The 21,950-nt window shown below is 63.8% G+C and carries 21 protein-coding genes and 1 pseudogene; 13 read left to right on the top strand and 9 right to left on the bottom strand.

The genetic code is table 11. The annotated features are described in order from the left end of the window. Nucleotides 1-25 precede the first annotated feature (25 nt). The 3 genes from AC1D0N_RS11870 to AC1D0N_RS11880 all read right to left on the bottom strand — a co-directional run bounded on the left by AC1D0N_RS11870 (nt 26) and on the right by AC1D0N_RS11880 (nt 1,490). The gene (locus AC1D0N_RS11870; protein ID WP_258603005.1) at nt 26-283 is read right to left on the bottom strand and encodes a hypothetical protein; all 258 of its coding nucleotides are present in this window, start codon (nt 281-283) and stop codon (nt 26-28) included. Between the two features lie 354 nt (nt 284-637). Continuing rightward, nucleotides 638-1,015, bottom strand: coding sequence for a TIGR02301 family protein (locus tag AC1D0N_RS11875; RefSeq protein WP_477243954.1), 378 nt, complete (start codon nt 1,013-1,015; stop codon nt 638-640). Nucleotides 1,016-1,064: 49 nt separating this feature from the next. Then, nucleotides 1,065-1,490 (bottom strand): NUDIX hydrolase, encoded by a 426-nt coding sequence (locus AC1D0N_RS11880; RefSeq protein WP_477243956.1) that lies wholly within the window; start codon nt 1,488-1,490, stop codon nt 1,065-1,067. 119 nt (nt 1,491-1,609) lie between these two features. Here AC1D0N_RS11880 and AC1D0N_RS11885 point away from each other — a divergent pair, with 119 nt between their 5' ends. Continuing rightward, the gene (locus tag AC1D0N_RS11885) at nt 1,610-2,371 is read left to right on the top strand and encodes an SOS response-associated peptidase (RefSeq protein WP_477243958.1); all 762 of its coding nucleotides are present in this window, start codon (nt 1,610-1,612) and stop codon (nt 2,369-2,371) included. A gap of 66 nt (nt 2,372-2,437) precedes the next feature. On the opposite strand, the gene AC1D0N_RS11890 is transcribed toward AC1D0N_RS11885, so the two are convergent. Continuing rightward, nucleotides 2,438-2,593, bottom strand: a complete 156-nt coding sequence (locus AC1D0N_RS11890; protein WP_477243960.1) for a hypothetical protein — start codon at nt 2,591-2,593, stop codon at nt 2,438-2,440. 400 nt (nt 2,594-2,993) lie between these two features. Here AC1D0N_RS11890 and cysS point away from each other — a divergent pair, with 400 nt between their 5' ends. The 8 genes from cysS to AC1D0N_RS11930 all read left to right on the top strand — a co-directional run bounded on the left by cysS (nt 2,994) and on the right by AC1D0N_RS11930 (nt 10,114). Next, nucleotides 2,994-4,430, top strand: coding sequence for a cysteine--tRNA ligase (gene cysS, locus AC1D0N_RS11895; protein WP_477243962.1), 1,437 nt, complete (start codon nt 2,994-2,996; stop codon nt 4,428-4,430). After that, entirely contained in the window at nt 4,427-4,813 is a 387-nt protein-coding gene (locus AC1D0N_RS11900) for a VOC family protein (protein WP_477243963.1), read from the top strand. The genes cysS and AC1D0N_RS11900 overlap by 4 nt, the downstream gene beginning before the upstream one ends. Nucleotides 4,814-4,819: 6 nt before the next feature. After that, a complete protein-coding gene (locus tag AC1D0N_RS11905) occupies nt 4,820-5,311 on the top strand; it encodes a GFA family protein (protein WP_477243965.1) in 492 nt (163 codons plus the stop codon). Then, nucleotides 5,308-5,784 carry a GFA family protein gene (locus tag AC1D0N_RS11910; protein ID WP_477243967.1) on the top strand — a complete coding sequence of 159 codons (477 nt, stop codon included), beginning with the start codon at nt 5,308-5,310 and terminating at the stop codon, nt 5,782-5,784. Before AC1D0N_RS11905 ends, AC1D0N_RS11910 begins: the two co-directional genes overlap by 4 nt. Further along, nucleotides 5,781-6,737, top strand: a complete 957-nt coding sequence (gene pip / locus AC1D0N_RS11915; RefSeq protein WP_477243968.1) for a prolyl aminopeptidase — start codon at nt 5,781-5,783, stop codon at nt 6,735-6,737. Before AC1D0N_RS11910 ends, pip begins: the two co-directional genes overlap by 4 nt. Then, a complete protein-coding gene (gene cimA, locus AC1D0N_RS11920; protein ID WP_477243970.1) occupies nt 6,734-8,356 on the top strand; it encodes a citramalate synthase in 1,623 nt (540 codons plus the stop codon). The genes pip and cimA overlap by 4 nt, the downstream gene beginning before the upstream one ends. 132 nt (nt 8,357-8,488) lie before the next feature. Further along, nucleotides 8,489-9,418, top strand: coding sequence for an EamA family transporter RarD (rarD, locus tag AC1D0N_RS11925; RefSeq protein WP_477243971.1), 930 nt, complete (start codon nt 8,489-8,491; stop codon nt 9,416-9,418). Nucleotides 9,419-9,427: 9 nt separating this feature from the next. Continuing rightward, nucleotides 9,428-10,114 (top strand): glutathione S-transferase family protein, encoded by a 687-nt coding sequence (locus tag AC1D0N_RS11930; protein WP_477243973.1) that lies wholly within the window; start codon nt 9,428-9,430, stop codon nt 10,112-10,114. Between the two features lie 64 nt (nt 10,115-10,178). Here AC1D0N_RS11930 and AC1D0N_RS11935 read toward each other — a convergent pair whose 3' ends face one another. The 3 genes from AC1D0N_RS11935 to AC1D0N_RS11945 form a co-directional block, all read right to left on the bottom strand. Then, on the bottom strand, nt 10,179-11,174 hold the full coding sequence (locus tag AC1D0N_RS11935; RefSeq protein ID WP_477243975.1) for a transporter: 996 nt from the start codon (nt 11,172-11,174) through the stop codon (nt 10,179-10,181). A gap of 152 nt (nt 11,175-11,326) precedes the next feature. After that, nucleotides 11,327-15,139, bottom strand: coding sequence for a glycosyltransferase (locus AC1D0N_RS11940; RefSeq protein WP_477243976.1), 3,813 nt, complete (start codon nt 15,137-15,139; stop codon nt 11,327-11,329). A 187-nt stretch (nt 15,140-15,326) separates the two neighbouring features. Further along, nucleotides 15,327-15,617, bottom strand: a complete 291-nt coding sequence (locus tag AC1D0N_RS11945; protein WP_477243978.1) for a muconolactone Delta-isomerase family protein — start codon at nt 15,615-15,617, stop codon at nt 15,327-15,329. A 112-nt stretch (nt 15,618-15,729) separates the two neighbouring features. On the opposite strand from AC1D0N_RS11945, the gene AC1D0N_RS11950 reads away from it, so the two are divergent. Then, entirely contained in the window at nt 15,730-16,614 is an 885-nt protein-coding gene (locus AC1D0N_RS11950) for a LysR family transcriptional regulator (RefSeq protein WP_477243980.1), read from the top strand. Nucleotides 16,615-16,755: 141 nt separating this feature from the next. Here the strand turns inward: AC1D0N_RS11950 and AC1D0N_RS11955 are convergent, their stop codons facing one another. Then, complete coding sequence (locus AC1D0N_RS11955; RefSeq protein ID WP_477243982.1) at nt 16,756-17,367, bottom strand: LOG family protein; 612 nt, start codon at nt 17,365-17,367, stop codon at nt 16,756-16,758. Between the two features lie 116 nt (nt 17,368-17,483). Between AC1D0N_RS11955 and AC1D0N_RS11960 the strand changes: the two genes are divergently transcribed. From AC1D0N_RS11960 to AC1D0N_RS11970, 3 genes are all read left to right on the top strand, one after another. Next, nucleotides 17,484-19,079 (top strand): LysM peptidoglycan-binding domain-containing protein, encoded by a 1,596-nt coding sequence (locus AC1D0N_RS11960; protein WP_477243984.1) that lies wholly within the window; start codon nt 17,484-17,486, stop codon nt 19,077-19,079. A gap of 229 nt (nt 19,080-19,308) precedes the next feature. Beyond that, nucleotides 19,309-19,641: an ArsR/SmtB family transcription factor gene (locus tag AC1D0N_RS11965; protein WP_477243986.1), complete on the top strand. Its 333-nt coding sequence runs from the start codon at nt 19,309-19,311 to the stop codon at nt 19,639-19,641. 24 nt (nt 19,642-19,665) lie between these two features. Next, a complete protein-coding gene (locus AC1D0N_RS11970; RefSeq protein ID WP_477243988.1) occupies nt 19,666-21,552 on the top strand; it encodes an ABCB family ABC transporter ATP-binding protein/permease in 1,887 nt (628 codons plus the stop codon). 160 nt (nt 21,553-21,712) lie between these two features. Here AC1D0N_RS11970 and AC1D0N_RS11975 read toward each other — a convergent pair. Then, nucleotides 21,713-21,950 (bottom strand): annotated as a pseudogene (locus AC1D0N_RS11975) (ISAs1 family transposase); the annotation flags it as partial.

Raw genomic sequence — 21,950 nt, forward strand, 5'->3', positions numbered from 1 at the left:
GCGCGCCGCCGTCGAAGAACCGGGTCTAGTGCTGCAATCGTCCTGGTTCGAAGGCGCCAGCGATTACCTTTTCACGCATGCGATCGAGCAGGGCAAGGGCCGAGGTTTCGCCATTGGCGCGCAACATCTCGCCGAATGCGGTTTCGAGTGCTGCCTCGGCGATAATTTCCGGCTCGATTCCAGCCGATAATCCTTCCGCCCAGGCCTCGCTGTGGCTTTCCACTGCGGTCAGGCGCTTTTCTTCCCTGACCAACGCGTCGATGTCGCTGACGCCATGTTCCATTGCGATGTCCACCCTTTGCAAGCGACGATCCGAAAGATGCGGATCAGGCTTGGGCTGTCCCTTTTATACGCAGGTCCAAGTAAGTGTTTGTAAATACGACATTTCTGGGGTCGATCTCCAAAAGGTGCGTCGTCTTTAGCAAACCTGCGTTCGATCCGATTCAAACTTAGCCGATTAGGCCGGCCTGCGGGGTGAAAACCTTCAGTTTGAGTTAATTCCATATCCGCGCGGTAACGTTTCGTTAATACCGTTGCAGAAGTGCAACACAAGGTTTGCACCAAGACGACACCGGACACAAGACGGGGAGGTTCGAGGGCGAACGGCGCCAGGGCGGGAAGCCGCCTTAAGTTCCTGTCAGTTGCCGTAGCGCGAGGCGATGTCGCGCGTCAGCGTCTCGCCTTCCTTCATATAGCGGCTGATGGCTTCTGTCGCCGACGCCGTGCACTGCGTGTAGGTGCCGCCGAAGGAGCGGTAGCCGCGGTTGAAGCTGGCGATGAAGCGGGCGCGCCGTTCCGGGTCCGGGTTCTCCGAATCGATCAGCTTTTCCATCTCGCCACGCCACTGGTCGCCCTTCTCGCCGCACAGATTGCGCAGGAAATGCAGCGATCCCAGAACCTCCGCCAGCCGCATCAGCCCGGGCTCGAACGGCGATTCGGCGGCCAAAGCCGGGCGTGCCGCGTCAGCCGTGCTGACGGCGAGGCATGCGGCAAGGAACAGCGAGGCGCGGGTCATAAGTCTTTCTGGCCAAACAATTTGTCGCCTGCAAGGCGATTCTCGGGGCTCAAGCCCTGACATTCCTGATGCCCACAAGCTCCTCGGCCACGGCAAATACCGAATCGGCAAGCGGCAGCGCCATCATCTCACTGAGCGTGTAGAACGCTGCCGTCTCGGCATCGTCGCTGGCCACCGCTTCGCCACCGGCATAGACGGCGCCGAACACGGTCAGCAGGTAGTCGACCGGATGGCCGTCGCTCCTGCCGTCGATGTGGATTTCGCGCAGCGGGCGATACGCGGTTGCACGCAGCCCGGTTTCCTCCAGCAATTCGCGCTGTACAGCCTGCTCCAGCGTCTCGCCGGCCTCGACCTTGCCGCCCGGAAAGGCATAAAGCCCTTGCGATGGCTGCCGCGCCCGCTTGACCAGCAGCACCGTGTCGCCGCGTACGACGGCGACCGAGACTGCCGGCAGTGTCTTTCGCATCTCGTCCATGGATCCCCGAAGGTTCGGCTGCTGTCGTTGTGGACGGCCGGTGACAAACAGCTTTAGCGGTTGCGCAACGCCGGTTCCATCGCCACTTTCGCATCGGACCAATTCGCGAGTTTAGCCTCATGTGCGGACGCTTTGCCCTGACCGCCACGCCGGAGCGCACCGCCGCCTTTCTCGGTCTGGCGGAGCTTGAGGACTTTCCGGCCCGCTACAACATCGCGCCAACGCAGCCGATCCTGATGGCGCTCGCCGGTCTGCCGCAGGCGCCAGGCTCGAACCTGCCCGACCGGCAGCCGATGTTGGCGCGTTGGGGCCTGATTCCCACCTGGGTAAAGGACACGCGCGAGTTTCCGTTGCTGTTCAACGCCCGCTCGGAAGGGGCGGCCGAAAGGGCTTCGTTCAAAGCCGCCATGCGCCACCGTCGCGCTCTGGTGCCTGCCTCTGGTTTCTACGAATGGCGCCAAACCGGTGGCAAGAAGGGGCAGCCCTACTGGATACGGCCGAGGCATGGCGGATTGGTCGCCTTCGCCGGGCTGATCGAGACCTATGCCGAGCCGGGAGGTTCGGAAATGGACACCGGCGCCATCCTGACCGTCAATGCCAATGCCGACATCGCCCACATCCATGACCGCATGCCGGTGGTGATCGCGCCTGAGGATTTCGCCCGCTGGCTGGATTGCCGCGCGCTCGAACCGCGTGACGTGGCCGACCTGCTACGGCCGGCGCAGCCAGACTTCTTCGAGGCAATTCCGGTATCCGACCTTGTCAACAAGGTCGCCAACACCAGACCGGAGATTCAGGAGAGAGGTGTCGTTGGGCCGGAGCCGGGGAAAGTCAGGCGCCAGAAGCCTGGCGCGGACGACACTCAGATGACGCTTTTTTAGCAGAGGCTGTTATTTCAGGGCGCTGATTGACGCCCTCACGCCGGCAACGGCCAGCGGCATGCCAATTCAGGCAGCGCGCGGCGACACGATCTTCGGCGCCGGCTTCTTCTTTTTTGCGGTGTGCAAAAGGGCTGCGACAATCGCGGCCGGGCCGATCGCCCGGTAGTGATTGGCCAGCGCCGGTTGCTGGGCGCGGCTGGTATCTTGCTTGCTTCGAGACATGCTTCTCTTCCCTGGTAACATTTTCGTGTCTGCGTGTGCCGGGCGAATCTGACCGAATCGTGACGTCTGGTGAACTAGCCGGCGAATGTTTCATGACTGTGCCGACATGTTTAATAAAATGTTTCGGCCCTCAATTACCTCTGGTCCAACGACTCTTTTGCCGAAAGTTGCGACTTGACGGCAACACTGGGCGAGGCGATAAAGCCGCGCATGAAAACGTTTTTCGCCATTTGTGGCATTTGCATTATTGGCTAGCCTCGCGCTGGTCCGGACGTTTTCGCCTCATCTTCCTTCTAGAGTGGACAAACGCCCCGGCCAGCAGGCTGGAACCTGATTTGCGCCTCGGCGCGGAGCTGGCTCCGACCATGTTCGAACGAAGCAACCGACCGGGACGGCACGAATGTCTGACGCATCGAAGGGCCTGCGCCTCTACAACACGCTAACGCGGAGCAAGGAAGAGTTCTTCCCGATCGATCCGTTGGATGTGCGCATGTATGTCTGCGGCCCGACGGTCTACGACTTTGCCCATATCGGCAATGCGCGGCCGGTGATCGTCTTCGATGTGCTTTTCCGTCTGTTGCGCCATCTCTACGGCGAGACGCATGTCACGTATGTGCGTAACATCACAGATGTCGATGACAAGATTAACGCTCGCGCCTTGCGCGATTTCGGTGGCGAGATTTCTTCGGGAAAACTGTCGCTCAACGAGGCGATTCGGCGGGTCACCGAAAAGACCGCCGACCAGTTTCACGACGATGTGGCTACGCTCGGCTGCCTCGAGCCGACGGTCGAGCCGCGCGCCACCGAATTCGTCGCCCCGCGCGCCGACGGCAAGGCCGACATGATCACCCTGATCGAGCGCCTGATCGAGCGCGGCCATGCCTATGTCGCATCAGGCGAAGTGCTGTTCGACACCGCCTCGATGCCGGATTATGGCCAGCTGTCGAAACGCAATCTCGACGAGCAACAGGCCGGCGCCCGCGTCGCCGTCGACGCCCACAAGAAAAGCCCCGGCGACTTCGTCTTGTGGAAACTGTCGTCGCCGGAAGAGCCGGGCTGGGACAGCCCGTGGGGCAGGGGCCGGCCGGGCTGGCACATCGAGTGCTCGGCCATGTCGGCCGCCTATCTCGGCGAGGTCTTCGACATCCATGGCGGCGGCCTCGACCTGATCTTTCCGCACCACGAGAACGAGATCGCCCAGTCGCGCTGCGCCCACGGCACCGACGTCATGGCCAAGGTGTGGATGCACAATGGCTTCCTGCAGGTCGAGGGCCAGAAGATGTCCAAGAGCCTGGGCAATTTCTACTCGATCAACGAACTCTTGGAGACGGAGACCTTCGGCGGTCGCAAATGGCCGGGCGAGGTGCTCAGGCTGGCCATGCTGATGACGCACTACCGCGAGCCGATCGACTTTTCCGTGCGCAAGCTGGAAGAGGCGGAGAACACGCTGCGCAAATGGAAGCGGGCTGCCGATCTGGCCCCAGCGGTGGCAAAGCCGTTGCCTGAAGCCGTGGTCGAAGCCCTGTCGGACGATCTTGCCACCTATGCCGCGTTCCAGGTGCTGACGCAGCTGGCCGGCGATGCCGCCGACGGCAATGACGCTGCTGCTTCGCTGAAGGCCGCCCTTCTGTTCCTCGGCTTCAACGTGGCGTCGGCTGATGTCGATGAAGGCAATGTCGCCAAAGCCATCGCCAATCGCCTGGCGCTGATTGCCGCGAAAAACTGGCCCGAGGCCGACCGCATCCGCGACGAGCTGCTGGCGCAAGGTGTACAATTGAAAGACGGCAAGGACCCCGCCACCGGCGAACGCATCACCACCTGGGAGGTAAAAAGATGATCGACCATCTTGGCATCGACGTTGCCGATTTCGACGCTTCGAAGGCCTTTTACGACAAGGCGATGGCGCCGCTCGGTGCGTCGCTGCTCTATATGGTGCCGCTGGAATACACTGGCGGCGAAAAGGTTGGCGGCTATGGCCGCGACCGGCCGGTGTTCTGGCTGCAGGAAGGCAAGGATGGCCAGAAGGCCCACCAGCACGTCGCCTTCACTGCGCGCAGCCGCGCCGAGGTCGATGCCTTCCATGCCGCGGCCCTTGCTGCCGGCGGCCGGGACAATGGCGGCCCGGGCCTGCGCCCGCACTATCACCCGAATTACTACGGCGCCTTCGTCTTCGATCCCGACGGCAACAATGTCGAAGCCGTCTGCCATGCCCCGGAGTAAGGACCGATGAGCCTCGACAACCGGCCCATCTATACCGGCGGCTGCCAGTGCGGCGCGGTGCGCTTCCGCGTCGAAGGCTCGCTGGGGGATGCCTCCATCTGCCATTGCCGCATGTGCCAGAAGGCGTTCGGCGCCTTCTACGCGCCGCTGGTCTCGGTGCGCGGTGCAAAGCTCGACTGGACGCGCGGCAAACCGAAATATTTCCAGTCGTCGAACCATGTCAAACGCGGCTTCTGCGCCGATTGCGGCACGCCGCTGACCTTCACCGCGCCGGACGGCGTCGGCCTCGCCATCGGCGCTTTCGACGATCCGGCGGAGATCGCGCCGTTGATCCAGTGGGGCACCGAGGCAAAATTGCCCTATGTCGACATGATCCCGCAATTGCCGGGCGAGGACACGTCGGCCGATCTCTCGTCGGCGCCCTATCTTGCCGACCTCGTCTCCTATCAGCATCCCGACCACGACACCGAACAATGGCCGCCGGAGGAAAGATCATGACCGAAACGGTACGAACCGGCGGCTGCCAGTGCGGCGCTGTGCGCTTTCGCATCCACGGCGCGCTCGGGCGCCCGTCCATCTGCCATTGCCGCATGTGCCAGAAACAGTTCGGTTCATTCTTCGGCGCGCTGGTGACGGTGCCCAAGGACGGCGTCGAATGGATCCGCGAGGAGCCGAGCTATTTCCAGTCGTCGGTCAACATCGATCGCGGCTTCTGCGCCCGTTGCGGCACGCCGCTGACCTACCGCCAGCCCGGCGGGCTCGAGATCGCCATCGGCGCTTTCGACGACCGCTCGGATCTGGCGCCGCAGATCCAGGTCAACTACGCCGTCCGGTTGCCCTGGGTCGAGACGATCTTCGATCAGCCCGTGCATCAGGATCCGGATTTCTACACCCGCCAGGAGCAGATCATTTCCTTCCAGCATCCCGACCACGAAACCGCGGATTGGCCGGCACACGGACTGCAGCTATGAGCAGTGGACTGCGCACGCTTTATCCCGAGATCGAGGCCTTTGACTCCGGCATGCTGGATGTCGGCGACGGCCACCAGGTGTATTGGGAGCGTTCGGGTACCAAAGGCGCCAAGCCGGCGGTGTTCCTGCATGGCGGTCCCGGCGGCGGCTTCTCGCCGAAGCATCGGCGGCTGTTCGGCCCAAAACTTTACGATGTCATCCTGTTCGACCAGCGTGGCTGCGGAAAATCGACGCCCAACGCCTCGCTCGAGGCCAACACCACCTGGCATCTTGTCGCCGACATCGAGCGGCTGCGCACCATGTGCGGCTTCGAAAAATGGCTGGTGTTCGGCGGCTCTTGGGGCTCGACGCTGGCGCTGGCCTATGCCGAGACCCACCCCGACCGCGTCAGCGAACTGGTGGTGCGCGGCATCTACACGCTGACCCGCGCCGAACTCGAATGGTACTATCAGTTCGGCGTGTCCGAGATGTTCCCGGACAAATGGGAGCGCTTTTTGGCGCCGATCCCTGAGGCCGAGCGCGGCGACATGATGGCCGCCTACCGCAAGCGGCTGGTTGGCTCCGACCGCAAGGCGCAGATGGAGGCCGCCCTAGCCTGGAGCTTGTGGGAAGGCGAGACGATCACGCTGCTGCCGGAGCCGGAGACCAGCGACAAGTTCGGCGAGGACGACTTCGCCGTCGCCTTCGCCCGCATAGAGAACCATTATTTCGTCCATGCCGGCTGGCTGGAGGAAGGGCAGCTTTTGCGCGATGCGTGGAAGCTGAAAGATATCCCCGGCACCATTGTCCACGGCCGCTACGACATGCCATGCCCGGCGCGCTATGCCTGGGCGCTGCACAAGGCGTGGCCGAAGGCGGATTTCCGCCTGATCGAGGGCGCCGGCCATGCCTATTCGGAGCCGGGCATTCTCGACCGGCTCATCCGGGCGACCGACCGGTTTGCGGGGAAATGACCATGGCTCGCGAGCGCCTCTATCTCTTCGACACCACACTGCGCGATGGCCAGCAGACGCCGGGCATCGACTTTTCCGTCGAGGACAAGATCGCCATCGCCAAGCTGCTGGACGATTTCGGCATCGACTATGTCGAAGGCGGCTATCCCGGCGCCAATCCGACCGACACTGCTTTCTTCCAGCAGAAGCGCACGGCCAACGCCAAATTCGTCGCCTTCGGCATGACCAAGCGGGCAGGGGTATCAGCCTCCAACGATCCTGGCCTCGCCGCTCTCGTGCAGTCGAAATCCGACGCCATCTGCTTTGTCGCCAAGAGCTGGGACTATCATGTGCGCGTCGCCCTCGGCTGCACCAATGAGGAGAACCTCGACTCCATAAAAGTCTCGGTCGAAGCGGCGATCGCATCGGGCAAGGAGGCGCTGGTCGACTGCGAGCATTTCTTCGACGGCTTCAAGGCCAATCCCGACTATGCGCTGGCCTGTGCCAGGACCGCCTATGATGCCGGCGCGCGCTGGGTGGTGCTGTGCGACACCAATGGCGGCACGCAGCCGTCCGAGGTGCGCGCCATCGTCGATACGGTTATTGCGTCCGGCATCCCCGGCGATCATCTCGGTATTCATGCTCATGACGACACGGGCCAGGCGGTGGCCAATTCGCTGGCCGCGGTCGAGGCCGGCGTGCGCCAGATCCAGGGCACGCTGAACGGCATCGGCGAACGCTGCGGCAACGCCAATCTGATCTCGATCGTGCCGACGCTGGCGCTGAAACCGGCCTTTTCCACGCGCTTCGAAACGGGCATTTCGGCCGAGGCGCTGACCGGTGTCTCGCGCCTTTCGCGCGCCTTCGATGAGCTCCTGAACCGCGCGCCGGAAGCCCAGGCGCCCTATGTCGGCGCGTCCGCCTTCGCCACCAAGGCCGGCATTCATGCCTCGGCCCTGGCCAAGGAACCGGCAACCTACGAGCATGTCGAGCCGCAAGCCGTCGGCAACCGCCGCCGCGTCATGGTCTCGGACCAGGGCGGCAAGGCCAATTTCCTCGCCGAGCTGAAGCGGCGCGGCATCGACATGCCGAAGGACGACAATCGGCTCGACGCGCTGATTTCCGTGGTCAAGGAACGCGAGGCCGAGGGCTATGCCTATGAAGGCGCCGACGCCAGCTTCGAGCTTCTGGCGCGCAGGATGCTGCACGGCGTGCCGGAATTCTTCAACGTCACCTCGTTCCGCTGCATGGTCGAGCGCCGCTTCGACGCCAACGGCCAGCTGAAGACGGTCTCCGAGGCGATCGTCAAGGTGGTGGTCGACGGCGAGGAAAAGATGTCGGTGGCCGAAGGGCATGGCCCGGTCAACGCGCTCGATATCGCGCTGCGCAAGGATCTCGGCAAGTTCCAGAACGAAATCGCCGACCTCGAACTGGCCGACTTCAAGGTGCGTATCCTCAATGGCGGCACCGAAGCGATCACCCGGGTTTTGATCGAATCGCATGACGGCACCGGCGCGCGCTGGTGGACGGTCGGCGTCTCCGAAAACATCATCGATGCGTCATTCCAGGCGCTGATGGATTCGATCGTCTACAAACTGATGAAGAACCGCGACATGGCCGGGCTGGTGGCGGCGGAGTGAGCGCCCTTCCTCGCTCCCACTTCGTGGGGCGAGGAACTTGCGCCCTGACACTTGAACCATCACCAAAAGTCCATTGATCCATCAGTAATTTGCGATGGTCTTGGCAAGGCGGCTGGGCCATAGCGTTGGGCCATGGTCACAGAAGCAATTCGCCTGGAAGCAGATGCCAAGGCCCGTCGCGGCTTCCTGCTGGCGCTCGCCGCCTATCTCCTGTGGGGGCTGCTGCCCTTCTACATGAAGGCGGTCGCGCACCTGCCGCTGGCCGAAGTCATCGCCCACCGCATTGTCTGGTCGGTACCGATCGCCGCGGCGGTCCTGGTCTGGGCCGGCCGCACGACGGATTTCAAGGCCGCGATTCGCTCGCCGCGCACCATTGCGATGGCCGCGCTGACGGCGGCGCTGATCTCGGTGAACTGGGGCATCTATGTCTGGGCGATTGCGGTGGATCGCACCGTCGAAACCGCGCTCGGCTACTACATCAACCCGCTGGTCAATGTCGTTGTCGGCGCACTGCTGCTTGGCGAACGGCTGGACCGGCTGCAGATCGCGGCAGTGGCGCTGGCGGCGGTCGCGGTTACGGTGCTGACCATCGAGGGCGGCAAGCTGCCCTGGGTGTCGCTGGCGCTGGCGTTTTCCTTCGCCGCCTACGCCTTCTTTCGCAAGACGCTGCCGATCGGCCCAAGCCAGGGGTTCCTGCTCGAAGTGCTTTTGCTGTCGGTGCCGGCACTCGGCTACATCGGCTTCCTGATCGCCACCGGACAGGACCATTTCATTTCCGGCACCGCGACCGATACCGCCTTGCTGATCGGCTGCGGCCCGATCACCTCGGTGCCGCTGCTGCTGTTTGCGTTCGGCGCTAGGCTGCTGCGGCTGTCGACCATCGGCATCATGCAGTACATCGCGCCGACCATTGTCTTCCTGATCGCCGTGCTGATCTTCCATGAGCCTTTCGGCACCATCCAGGCCATCGCCTTCGGTCTGATCTGGGCGGCGCTGGCTATGTATTCCTGGTCGATGTTCCGCGGCCGCGAGATCCGGCCGCCGGTGGCGGCCGCCAGCTAGGGATTCCCGATGTACGTGTTGCATATCGCCAACAAGAACTATTCCTCGTGGTCGCTGCGGCCATGGGTGCTGATGCGCACGCTGGATATCCCGTTCGAGGAACGACTGACGCCGTTTCCGACCGGATCGAGCTGGGACCTTTACCGTCCGTTCTCGCCCAGCGGCCGGGTGCCGTGCCTGATCGACGACGGCTGGGCGGTTTGGGATTCACTGGCCATCGCCGAATATCTCGCCGAGCGCCACCATGGTGTCTGGCCTGTCGAAGCCAAGGCACGAGCCTGGGCACGCTCGGCTGCCGCTGAAATGCATTCGAGCTTTACTGCGCTGCGCAACCTATGCCCGATGAGTTGCGGCCTGCGCGTAGAACCCTTTCCTATGTCGGATGCGCTGAAGCACGATCTCTTCCGCCTCGGCGATCTCTGGAATGACGGTCTTGCCCGCTTCGGCGGACCGTTCCTGGCTGGCGAGCACTTCACCGCCGTCGACGCCTTCTTCGCTCCGGTGGCGTTTCGGGTGCAGTCCTACGGGCTGTCGTTCGAGGGTGCGGCCGCCGCCTATCCCAGGCAATTGCTCGACCTGCCGGCGATGCGCGACTGGTATGAAGCTGGCCTTGCCGAGACATGGCGCGAACCCGACCATGAGGCGGAAGTTCGTGCCGCCGGCACCATCACCGAAGACCTGCGCGCCACAGCCTAAAGGGCAGGGCGCTATCTCTTTGTTTGACGCCGGAAAACCGTTTCACACTTTTCCTGGAATTGCTCTAAAAGCCTCGCCCGAGCCGGCGGACGAACAGATAGGTGATCCCCGCGATCAGCAGCGACACGGCCGACACCACCCAAAAACCCATCGACGTGTTGACGAGCGGCAGGCCGCCGACATTCATGCCGAACAGGCCTGAGATGATGGTCATCGGCAACAGCACCGCCGTCATCACCGACAGCACGTAGAGCAATTCGTTCGACTGCGTCGTCAGCTTGGCCATCAGTTCGTCCTGCAGCAGCCGCGCGCGCGCCTGCAATTGTTCGCCGTCGTAATGCAGCGTCTGCGCCCGGTGCGACAGCCGCGTCGCCATATCGTTGATCGAGTCCGGCAGGTCGTTGCGGTGCGAATGGTCGAGATGGCGAAACAGATTGGTCAGCGTCGCCATCTGCCGGTGGATCACCACCAGATGCCGGCGTGCGTCGACCAGCGGCTGCCGCTCATTGTGCCATGCGTCGCAGACGATGCGATCCTCGATACCGTCGAGCGTGTCGCCGAGGCCACCGAGCTCTTTCACCATGCCGTCGAACGACTGACCGATGACGGCCTCAATCAGTTCGGCCGGGGAGGGGAACTTGCGCGATCCGTTCTCGATCGCCTTGCGCACATTGTCGACTGATTCCAGCGGTTGCTTGCGGGCGCCGATCAGCATCGTGTCGTTGAGGGCGAAGCGGAAATGGCCGAGCCCGCGCGCTTCCGCTGAATAGTCGTGGCGCAGGTCCGGCAGGTCGCCATAGAGCCAGTCGTCCTCGAGGTCGATGTGGCAGCCATGGCTCGAGGTCAGGAAGGCTTCGCGCACCGGTGGTGGCAGCGCCGGCTCGCTGGCGATCTCGTGACGGGCGCGCATGTCGGAAAGCTGGTAGCTGCGCCATGTCCAGTGCGCGGCGGCGGCGTCCTTGGTTCGCGCGCCCTCAGCGGTGAAATGATAGATGAAGAACAGCCCATGCTCGTCGGGCAAGAGTGATGAAGAGCTTTCCGGATTGAGGGCGATGTTCATGGTCGCTGCGCCAGGTCACGAATACTGCGCCGCACGATGGCGGCGGCAGAGTCCTAGCATGGGCGGGTCGGGTTCCGTGTGACGGTTTTTTGACAGACGATCACAGTCTGGCCATCACCTGCTATCGAGCCGGACGCTTCCAGTCATTGCCGTCATCGTCCGAACCGGCGTCGCAGCCACCGCAACGGTGCGGTCAGCCGCCAACTGTGTGAGGCAAGCAGCGCGTTGCGCTCCGCAAGAAGAGTACTTTGATCGCGCAGGAGTGAGGCGTGTTCGAGTTTGAGGCCCTGGCGGGCGTCGTGCTCGGCAATCCGCGCTTCAAGCTCCCCGCGCAACCGTTCGGCCTCGGCCACCGCCGCCGAGCCCAGAACGTCGCAGCTTTCATCAAACTTCGCCCGCACGAGGTCCAACCGATGGCGCAGATCAGGGCTGTCGCCGCCGGCCGCCATGGCGCACAGAATGTCATAGGTAGTGCGGACAAGCGGCGTGACGTCTGGATGGTTTTGCAGGTCCTCGATCGTCGCCCGCTGATGATGCAGGTCCGGCGTCAGAAACTGTTCGATCTCGGCTTGAGCCTTGCCAAGGCCCGTCGGCCAGACGACGCCGGTCGCTTTCGCCGCTCGGCTCAAATGTTGCTGCCAATCGGTCACGACCTCTTCGTGGCGAAGGAAATATCGCGGCATGTGCCGTGAATGATGCTCCGCCTCCAGCACATGCCTGAGCCACAGCAGGAGCGATTTGGGCAACGATAAACCATCACGCCGCTCCAGCGAGAGGGCGACCTCGAGGGGATTTCGGACCGGCAAGAAGGCGACCGCCTCGACTTCCATCTCGGCCAGGATCGACGACACCAGCGGAACGAACCGGCAGATCCGCGGATCCTTGACGAAGAAAAGCGGTTGGTCTGCGAATTCGCTTGTCAGGATCGCCTTGATCTTGTGGTGATGACCTTCCGCCGCCGGCGACTTCAGCCACTGCGGATCGAGTTGCCGCCAGTCATGCCAGGTGGAGCCTGCCGCTGCGAGCAGATCAGTGTGTGCCAATTTGAGCAGGCCGCTTTCCCAGTATCCCCTAGGATTGGCGAGGTCGGCATCCAGCAGGTTCTTCGGGCCAGTCGCGCCCAGCGCGTTGAGGGTGCCGCCAAGTGCGGAGGTACCGCTGCGATGCATCCCCAGAACGAGGATCGCCTTTCTTTTCGGTCGCTTCCCGGCCGGCTTCCTGGCCGTCGATGGCGGGTGCTCGACGAGCGGGAGCCGGGCCTGCAGCCATTCTCGTATCCCCGCCGGAAGTTGCAGCGTTCCGTCCAGTATCGGGTTTGGCTCGGCTGATCCGGTGTTGAACAGCCCATGGTAGTGAATGTGAACCAGCCGCGATGGATCCGGCCTGGTCAATGGATGAATTTCATGGAGCGGAAAATTGTGCGTCTCCGGCAACAGGCGCACGCGATGGCTGCCAGCGACAGCCGCCAGAGAGAACGCCGCCTGGCTCGTGCCCCAGAAAGTTGTGGCCTCGCCTTGGTGAGTTCCGCTGCCAGTCATGAAGGCTGGCCTGTCGGCGGACCACGGTGCCATGCCGGCTGCGATCAGTCGGTTGAAGATATTCTCGGTCTGCCGGAACAGCCCGCTCTCCCTTTTTGACACGATAAGTCCGCCATTGTAGCTCGCCCGGACTACGTCGCGGCCGTCCGTCGTCTGGACGACGGGTATATTCTCGTAATCGACGCCGACGAGGGCGCATAAATCCCTCCAGTACATGTCGAACGGATCGCCGGCGCCGGTTGTGCACATCCCCTTGACATCGACCGGGCGCGCGGCCGCCGAACAGGAGCCCAACGAAAAATCGGGCTCGGCAATGAATAGGGTATCGCTGTCAACCTGGACGATAACAGGCGGTCCAGGCCGGCGTTCGACATGCGCGAGCGCACGAACCTTGTAGGAAGGGCCGTAGTGGGAGCCGCGGCTGTCGACCTCGATCGGCAGGTACTCGACCCCCAATTGCTTGAATTGGCGCAGCGTCGACGAAGACGGGCGACCGCTGCGCCGTGGCGACACCACCGTTATCGGGGATCGCGAATAGGCGCCGGCGAAACACCTGATGCTTTTGCACAGCAGCAGCGCTTGGGCTTCGAGGAAACCCGCCTCGGCGATCAGCACGAACTCGACCTCATGCCCCGGCTTGTCGGGCGCCCGGGCGCCTGCCCGCCGCAACGCCGGCGCGCCCTGCATTGGCAGCGAGGAACGCTTTGCCCCCGATGTTGCGATTTTCTGGATGATGAGGTCGTGGCCGCGATGCAACTCGCGGTACTGGCCGGCAATGGCTGACAGGAATGCGTCTATCCCGCCGCCCGCACGGTCGGGCCCGCCAGACCGCAAGTCCCCCTCATGGTCTTCGAAAATAACGATCCCGCTGTCTCGCACGATCGGCCATGACAATCCGGCATCGGTCTCGACATCTGTCCTGCGATTGCCGCTGTCGATGTGGACGAGGTCGAAGCGGCGCTGCGCGGCGGCAAGACTGGCAAGCGCCTGGGGCGCGCCAGCTTTGATCGTTTCGACCCGTTCGCCGAATTCGCCGGGATTGACATAGAGACGGTCTTCCGGATGCCTGGGCTGGCTGCTGCTTTTTTGGCGCCGGTGCTCGGGACAGCCGTCAAACGTATCCACACATGTCAGCTGGCATTTGTTGAGATGGTTGAGAAAGAAAATCGGCGGCCGTCCTTCCAGCGAACCGATTTCCAGGACATCGAGCGTATCGTTTCGGCGTGCGGCCAGCAGCGACGCCCAGATCGGAAAAAGTCCCGAAATATCGACGTGCGCGGCCGTCGGCGGATGGGTGCCTGGCTGACCATGAACGCCCCGTTTTGCCTCAATGGCCCGCGGCCGGGTCAGCCAACGCCGTGTCACCTGCAGGCGGCTCCGCAACCCCAGCGCCAGCCGCGACACTGCTGCGCCGGTCGCGGCGCGCCGGTCGAGCGGCCAGCACAGATAGCAGACGCGCAGCATCTCTTTGATCCGCAACGGCGGGCTGGCAAGCACACGTGCGACAAGACCATGCGCCAGTTGCCTCGCGGCTTCCGCATCGTCTACCCGCGTAAAGGGCCTGGAAGCGGCGAGAAAGACGCGCAGCACGCCCAGCAGCTTGCCGTAGGCGGCAGCGCGCCGCTCGACGGGAATGGTGTCTCCGCGAATAAAGCCGGTCAGTTCATAGGCGAAGACATCGTCATAGAGATCGTAGGTCAGGCCGATCCTGGCCCACAACGCCTCGCGGATCGGATGCGTCCGATTGCGCGCGTTTCTCCTGTGCCTGGCGCTCAGGCCGAGCGCATTTGCCCGGTAGCGTGTCAGCGGTTCGACAAGATTTCGCGCCCGGCAAAAAGGCAACATGCCGAACCACAGATAGTGATCGTGCGAGATCCACTGATCGACTTTGTACCCCCCGGCTGCCTCGAAGCAACTGCGACGATACGCAATCGCCGACTGGTAGAAGGGGGCGTGGAACAGGATCGTCCAACGGATCTCAAGATCCGTTTCCGGCATTCGCTGTGCGCCGATGACATGACCGGCTTCGTCGATCAGCGTCACCGCATTTCCGACCAGGCCGAGTTCGGGGTCCTCGTCAAGTGCGGCGACCAGCCGTCCGACATGCGTGGGCTCCGCGATATCATCCGAATCGAGGCGAAGGATAATGTCGCTGCGGGCAGCTTTGATTCCGAGGTTCGCCGCGCCGGCCGGGCCGATGTTGACCGGGCTAGTCACGACACGGATGCGGGGATCGCGACGCGCCAGGGCCTGGAAGGCCGCGTCCAGGCCCGTTCCATCATCGACCACGACAAGTTCGAGATCGTGGAACTCCTGGCAGAGGATACTGTCGACGGCAGCATCCAGGAAGCGCTGGTCGACGTGCACGGTCATGATGACCGACGCGCGTGGCGCTTTGCCTGTCCTGACCGTCGTTCCGTTTTCCACCGATCCGCCCCTTGCCCAGCCCTCCGATAGCCAATTCAAACGGGAGCCGCAAACGGAAATCGCTGGCGCATGACTGCGCAAAGTGACTGTTTTTGGGGGATAAGGATGGCCGATCGGGCAATAGCCGGCTAGCTGTCTTTCCGAAGCGGCGCAGGCACTCAAAACTGTCCGCCGGCGCCTGGCAGTTTCAGCGCTTCGGCCCAAACCCGGGGTAAGGGTTGAGCGGCACGACCGCTGCAATGTCCATCATGCCGGCCTTGACCAGCGGTAGAGTGGCGAGATGGTGGCGCACGTCGGCGTCGCTGCCGGCTTCGAACATCATGCCGCTGCCGGGAACATCGCCGCGGTTCCACACCTGGCGCACCGCGCCTTCGGCGTAGAGCGTGCGGCGTTGCTCGGCCTCGCCGGGCAAAAGCGGGGCGAAATCGGCGTCGCTGAACTTTTCGGTGTTGCGGGCGAGAAGGGCAAAAAACTGCATGGCGGTCTCCTGTGTTTGGGATGGCGAAACTATCGCCGCCACTAGTCGGACTGTCCAAGACTGATTAGGCTAGAGTTGAGACCTGATGGGACTTTAATGCCGGGGAAAAGAGATGCTCGACCTGCGCCAGATCCGCTATTTCGTTGCCGTCGCCGAAGCCGGCAATGTCGGCCGCGCCGCCGAGGCGCTGCACATCTCGCAGTCGCCCTTGAGCCGGCAGATCATGCAACTCGAGGAACAGCTCGGCGTCACCCTGTTCGAAAGGGCAAAGCAGCGGGTTCATCTCAACGCCGAAGGCCGCGCCTTCCTCACTCAAGCGCGGGCGCTGCTGGCCAGTGCCCGGCAATTGGAGGAACTCGGCCGCAATCTGGCCAGCGGCGCGGTCGGCCGGCTCGCCATCGGCTATGTCGAAGGTGCGGTGCACGCCGGCCTGGTCAGCCGGATGCTGCGCCAGTTCCGGCGCGACCGGCCGGATTTTCATCTGCAGCTGAAGAACCAGCGTTCCGCCGCGCAACTGGACGGACTGCGTCAGCGTTCGCTTGATCTCGGCTTTGTCTATGGGCCGCCTGCCGCCGAAGATCCCGATATCATGAGCACGCTGATCCAGCGCGAACCGCTGGTGCTGGCGATGCCGCAAGGCGATCCGCTTGCCGAAATCGCCGACATCCAGCCGCACCATCTCGACGGTCGCGTCTGGATCACGGTGGTGCGCCAGCCCGATGACACCAACCGCAGCCAGTTCCTCGCGGCTTGCGCCAAGGCCGGCTTCCTGCCCGACATTGCCTATGAGACGGCCGATCCGCTGACCTCGCTCGGCCTGGTCAGCGCCGGCCTAGGGCTGGCGACAGTGCAAGCCAGCCTGCGCAGTGCCGCGCCGCCCGGGATCGTGTTTCGTGACTTGCCGTGGTTTGAACGGACGGTGTCGATCCATCTCGCCTGGCGGCGGCAGGACAAAAGGGCGATGATTGAGGAACTGCGGAGGGCGGTAGGGCAGTAGGGCAGTAGGGCAGTAGGGCAGTAGGGCAGTAGGGCAGTAGGGCAGTAGGGCAGTAGGGCAGTAGGGCAGTAGGGCAGTAGGGCAGTAGGGTGCAGTTCTAGGCATTCACATACTGCCTTACTGCCCTACTCCCTTATTCCCCTACATCTTGTCTATCACCGACTGCACACCCTCCGTCGGCGCATCGACGGACGATCCCGCCACCATGATGGCGGCGACGATCGCTTCGGGGTCGGCGACCACCAATGGCTTGACCCGCTGCGCGGTGTGGATGAAGCCTTCCGCCGTCATGTGGTCGAGCAGCGCCAGCATCGGATCCCAGAAGCCCTTGACGTTGGCGAAGACGATCGGCTTGCGGTGATGGCCGAGCTGGCCCCAGGTCATGATCTCGACGATCTCCTCGACCGTGCCGATGCCGCCCGGCAGCGCCACAAAGGCGTCGGATTTTTCGAACATCTTATGTTTGCGCTCGTGCATGTTGTCGGTGATCACGAGCTCGTCGAGCCGGTCAAGCGCGGTTTCGGTTGCTTCCTTGTTGATGAGGAAGCGCGGAATGATGCCCGTAACCTTGCCGCCGGCCCGCAATGCGCCTTCGGCGACGGCGCCCATGATGCCTTTGGTGCCGCCGCCATAGATCAGCCGGAGGCCGGACCTGGCAATCGAGCGGCCAAGCAGGTGTCCGGCCTTGGCATAGGTTTCATCGCGGCCCGGAGACGAGCCGCAATAGACACAGACGGATCGAATCGTGTTCATGCAAGTGATTGGTGATTGGGTCTGAAAGCGTGGTCAAGCCCGGGGCGGGCTTTTTCTTGTCGGTCCAGACAAAACGCGCTAGACCGGCATTAGGTGGCTAAGGGGCAAGCAAATACATGGCAATCAATCCATTGAAGGCGTTTTTGTTCGCGGCGGGTGGGACCGTTGCGGTCGCGGGAACGGCCTATGTGTCGGGTGCACTTGACCCGTATCTCAATCACACACCTCCGGCGGAAGTCGCGGCGCTGACACCGCCGGCGCAAAAGCCGGCCGATCCGGGGACCGAGGGACGGCTGCCGCCAGCACCCGCCGCGGCCACCGATGCGCCGGCGCCGGCTGCGCCAGCACCCGCGACGGATGCCGCGGCACCGGCTGCTCCGGCAACGGATGCGGCAGCGACCCCGCCTGCCGCAGCACCGGCCGCCACCGGCCCGATTGCGCCGAGCTTCGATGTCGTTCGCGTCGAAAGCAACGGCTCCATCGTCGTTGCCGGCAATGCGGCGCCCAACGCCAAGGTCGAAATCCTCGACGGCTCGACGGTTCTCGGTTCGACGGTCGCCGGTCCCGATGGCGCCTTTGTCATCGTTCTCGACGATCCGCTGAAGCCTGGCGATTACACGATCGCGCTGCGCGCCACGACCGGCGATGTCGTCACCCCATCGGTGCAGACCGCTGTCGTCTCGGTTCCCAAGGATGCCGCCGGCCAGGTGCTGGCGATGGTCGAAGAACCGGGCAAGCCGGCCGAATTGCTGACTGTTCCGGCGCCCGAGACGAGGCCTGCCGCGCCGGCTGCCGAGGCACCTGCGCCCGCTGCTCCGGCGCCTGCCGCAGCTGCTGAACCTGCCGCCCCCGCGCCGGCTGCACCGGCCGTGGTTGAGGCGGCGCCGGCGACGCCGCCGGCGGCAGCCGTGGCCGAACCCAAGATCGTCGTCGAGGCGGTCGAGATCGACGGCAACAAGATTTTCGTTGCCGGCCTCGCCGAGGCCGGCCGCAAGGTGCGCGCCTATGCCAACGACATCCTGCTCGGCGATGCACAAACCTCGCCTGACGGCCACTTCCTGGTCGAGGCGACGCGCGACATTCCGGTCGGCAGCTACACCATCCATGTCGACGGCCTCGATGCCGACGGGGTGAAGGTGGTGGCCCGTGCCGCTGTGCCGTTCGAGCGCGAGCCGGGCGAGGCGGTTGCCGCCGTGGCGCCCGCCGAGGCCAAGCCTGCCGAGGTCAAGCCGGCAGCGCCGGCGACGGTGGCCGAAGCGCCTGCCGCACCTGCAACAACCGAACCCGCCGCCCAGCCTGCACCGGCAGTGGTCGCAGAAACGCCCGCACCCGCGGCGCCGGCTGTTGCCGCCGCGCCGGCCGAGACGGCACCAGCGACGACGCCGGCTCCTGCCGCCGAGGCTCCGGCCGTGGTGGCGGCAGCAACGCCGCCGGCCGAAGTGCCCGAGACCGTAGCGCCCAAGCTCGAACATGCCGACGGCGCCGTCATCATCCGCCGCCACGACACGCTGTGGCGGATTTCGCGGCGCGTCTACGGCCACGGCGTCCGCTATTCGACCATCTACCTCGCCAACCAGGACCAGATCACCGATCCCGACCGCATCTGGCCGGGGCAGGTGTTCAAGGTGCCGGAAAAGTCGAAGGAAGGCGAAGCCGCCGACCTCAAGGCGATGGGCGACCAGATGACGACCCCGCCGGCCAAAACGCAGTAGGTCGGGGATTGGCTAATCTCCCCCCTTGAGAGGGAGATGGCCGGCAGGCCAGAGGGGGTCGTCGCGCGTGAAGCGTCGACCTTCTCTTTTCTCCGAGCGACGTCGCGTCAGGACGTACCGACCCCCTCTGTCGCCCTCGGCGACATCTCCCCCTCAAGGGGGGAGACTAGGTCGCTACCCATTGGAGTAGCTTGCCCCACACCCGTTCATCGTCTATCGCCGATGACCGATGACAGAATCTCTCCTCGAAACAAACACACGCTGCCGCGCCCCCGACAGCCGCGCCGTCGCTGCCCGCATGGCCGCTCTTTCGCATCCGGCGCGCATCGAAATCCTGAAACATCTGTCGGCCAGCAGTTCCTGCTGCTGCCGTGAGGTCGTCGACCATCTCGACCTGGCGCAATCCACCGTTTCCCAACATCTGAAGATCCTCGTCGAAGCCGGGCTGGTCCGCTTCGAGCCCGACCGCCAGCGCTCGCGCTACGAGGTCGACCGTGCGGCGCTCGCCGATATCTCGGCATCGCTGACCGCGCTCGTCAATTCCTGCTGCTCCGGCCGCTAAAAAGATAAGAAGAAGGCACCAAAAATGGCCGAAAAAACCGTCTCCGCCGACTCCGGCTCGACCTTCAAGACCTTGCGCAACCTGTGGCCGTATATGTGGCCGGCCGACCGCGCCGACCTCAGGGCGCGGGTGGTGTGGGCGACCGTGCTACTGGTCGTCGCCAAGCTGACCCTGGTCGCTGGGCCCTATTTCTTCAAATGGGCGACCGATGCGCTGGCCGGCGATGCCAAGTCGGTGCCGCCGCTGCCGACATTCCTGCTGGCGCCGGTCATGCTGGTCGTCGCCTACAATGTCGTGCGGCTGGTGCAACTCGGCTTCAACCAGCTGCGCGATGCGCTGTTTGCCCGCGTCGGCCAATATGCGGTGCGCCAGCTCGCCTTCCGCACCTTCGTCCACATGCACGAACTGTCGCTGCGCTTTCACCTGGAACGGCGCACCGGCGGCCTGTCGCGCATCATCGAGCGCGGCACCAAGGGCATCGAGACGATCGTGCGCTTCACCGTGCTCAACACCTTGCCGACCATTCTCGAATTCGCGCTGACCGCTGGCATCTTCGCCGTAACCTATGGCTGGAAATACGTGGCTGTCGTTGCGGTCACGGTGCTGCTCTACATCTGGTTCACCGTCCGGGCCAGCGACTGGCGCATCGTCATCCGCCGCGACATGAACGACAGCGACACCGACGCCAGCACCAAGGCGATCGACTCGCTGCTCAACTACGAAACGGTCAAGTATTTCAACAATGAAGGCATGGAGGCCGAGCGTTTCGACCGCTCGATGGCGCGCTACGAGATCGCGGCGACCCGGATCTGGACTTCGCTCGGCTGGCTGAACTTCGGCCAGGGCATCATCTTCGGTCTCGGCACGGTTGTCGTCATGTGCATGTCGGCGCTGCAGGTGCAGGCCGGCACGCAGACGGTCGGCGATTTCGTCTTCATCAACGCCATGCTGGTGCAGCTCTCGGTGCCGCTCAATTTCATCGGCTTCATCTACCGAGAAATCCGCCAGGGGCTGACCGACATCGAGCAGATGTTCGACCTGCTCGATGTGCCGCAGGAGATCCTCGACAAGCCTCATGCCAGACCTTTGGTCGTCGGCACCGGTAAGGTCGAATTCCGCGACGTGCACTTTTCCTACGACCCCAACCGAAAGATCCTCAAAGGCATCAGCTTCGAGGTGCCGGCCGGCAAGACGGTCGCCATTGTCGGACCCTCGGGCGCCGGCAAGTCGACCATTTCCAGGCTTTTGTTCCGCTTCTACGACATCCAGAGCGGGGCGGTGCTGATCGACGGCCAGGACGTCCGCGATGTGACGCAGGAGAGCCTGCGCGGCGCGATCGGCATGGTGCCGCAGGACACCGTGCTGTTCAACGACACCATTGCCTACAACATCCGCTACGGCCGTGTCGGCGCCAGCGAGGAGGATGTCCGCAAGGCCGCCGAACTCGCCCAGATCGGGCCATTCATAGAGCGGCTGCCCAACGGCTACAAATCGATGGTCGGCGAGCGCGGGCTGAAACTGTCGGGTGGCGAGAAGCAGCGCGTGGCGATCGCCCGCACCATCCTCAAGGCGCCGCCGATCCTGATGCTCGACGAGGCGACCTCGGCGCTGGACAGCCATACCGAACAGGAGATCCAGGCAGCGCTCGACCTCGTCAGCCAGGGTCGCACCACAATCGTCATCGCCCACCGGCTGTCGACGGTGATCACCGCCGACGAGATCATCGTGCTGCAAGACGGCCAGATCGCCGAGCGCGGCACCCATGCCGCCCTGATGCGCAAGCGCGGCCTCTACGCTTCGATGTGGGACCGCCAGCGCGAAGCCACGGAAGCCGAGGAGCGGTTGCGCATCGCGCGCGAAAGCGACGAACTTGGCGTCGTCGTGCGCCGACGTACGTCGGAGGTGAACTAGCGCCGACGTGATCTCCCCCCTTGAGGGGGAGATGTCGCCGGAGGCGACAGAGGGGGGGCGCCGCGCGTGAAGCGCCGGCGCCTTCATCAAGAGGACGACGTCGCGATTTATGTGAGACGACCCCTTTGGCCTGCCGGCCATCTCCCCCTCAAGGGCAGGGCTATCGCATATGAGTTAGAGCGTTGATTAGGTAGCCGTCATTCCATGCGCATTTCTTGATGCGATGGCTGATGGGGACTTTGTCTGTGTCGGCGAGTTGGAGGATGTTTTTGGCGAGGCGGTTGAGGAGTGCGGTGTTGGCGGGGGCGTTGTCCTTGCGGGCTCGGCTGAGGTCCTCATCCAGATGAACGTCGAGCATCCAGTGCAGGCCATTCTCGATCTGCCAATGAGCCCTGGTG

Source organism: Mesorhizobium sp. P2_E10 (genome assembly GCF_056404235.1).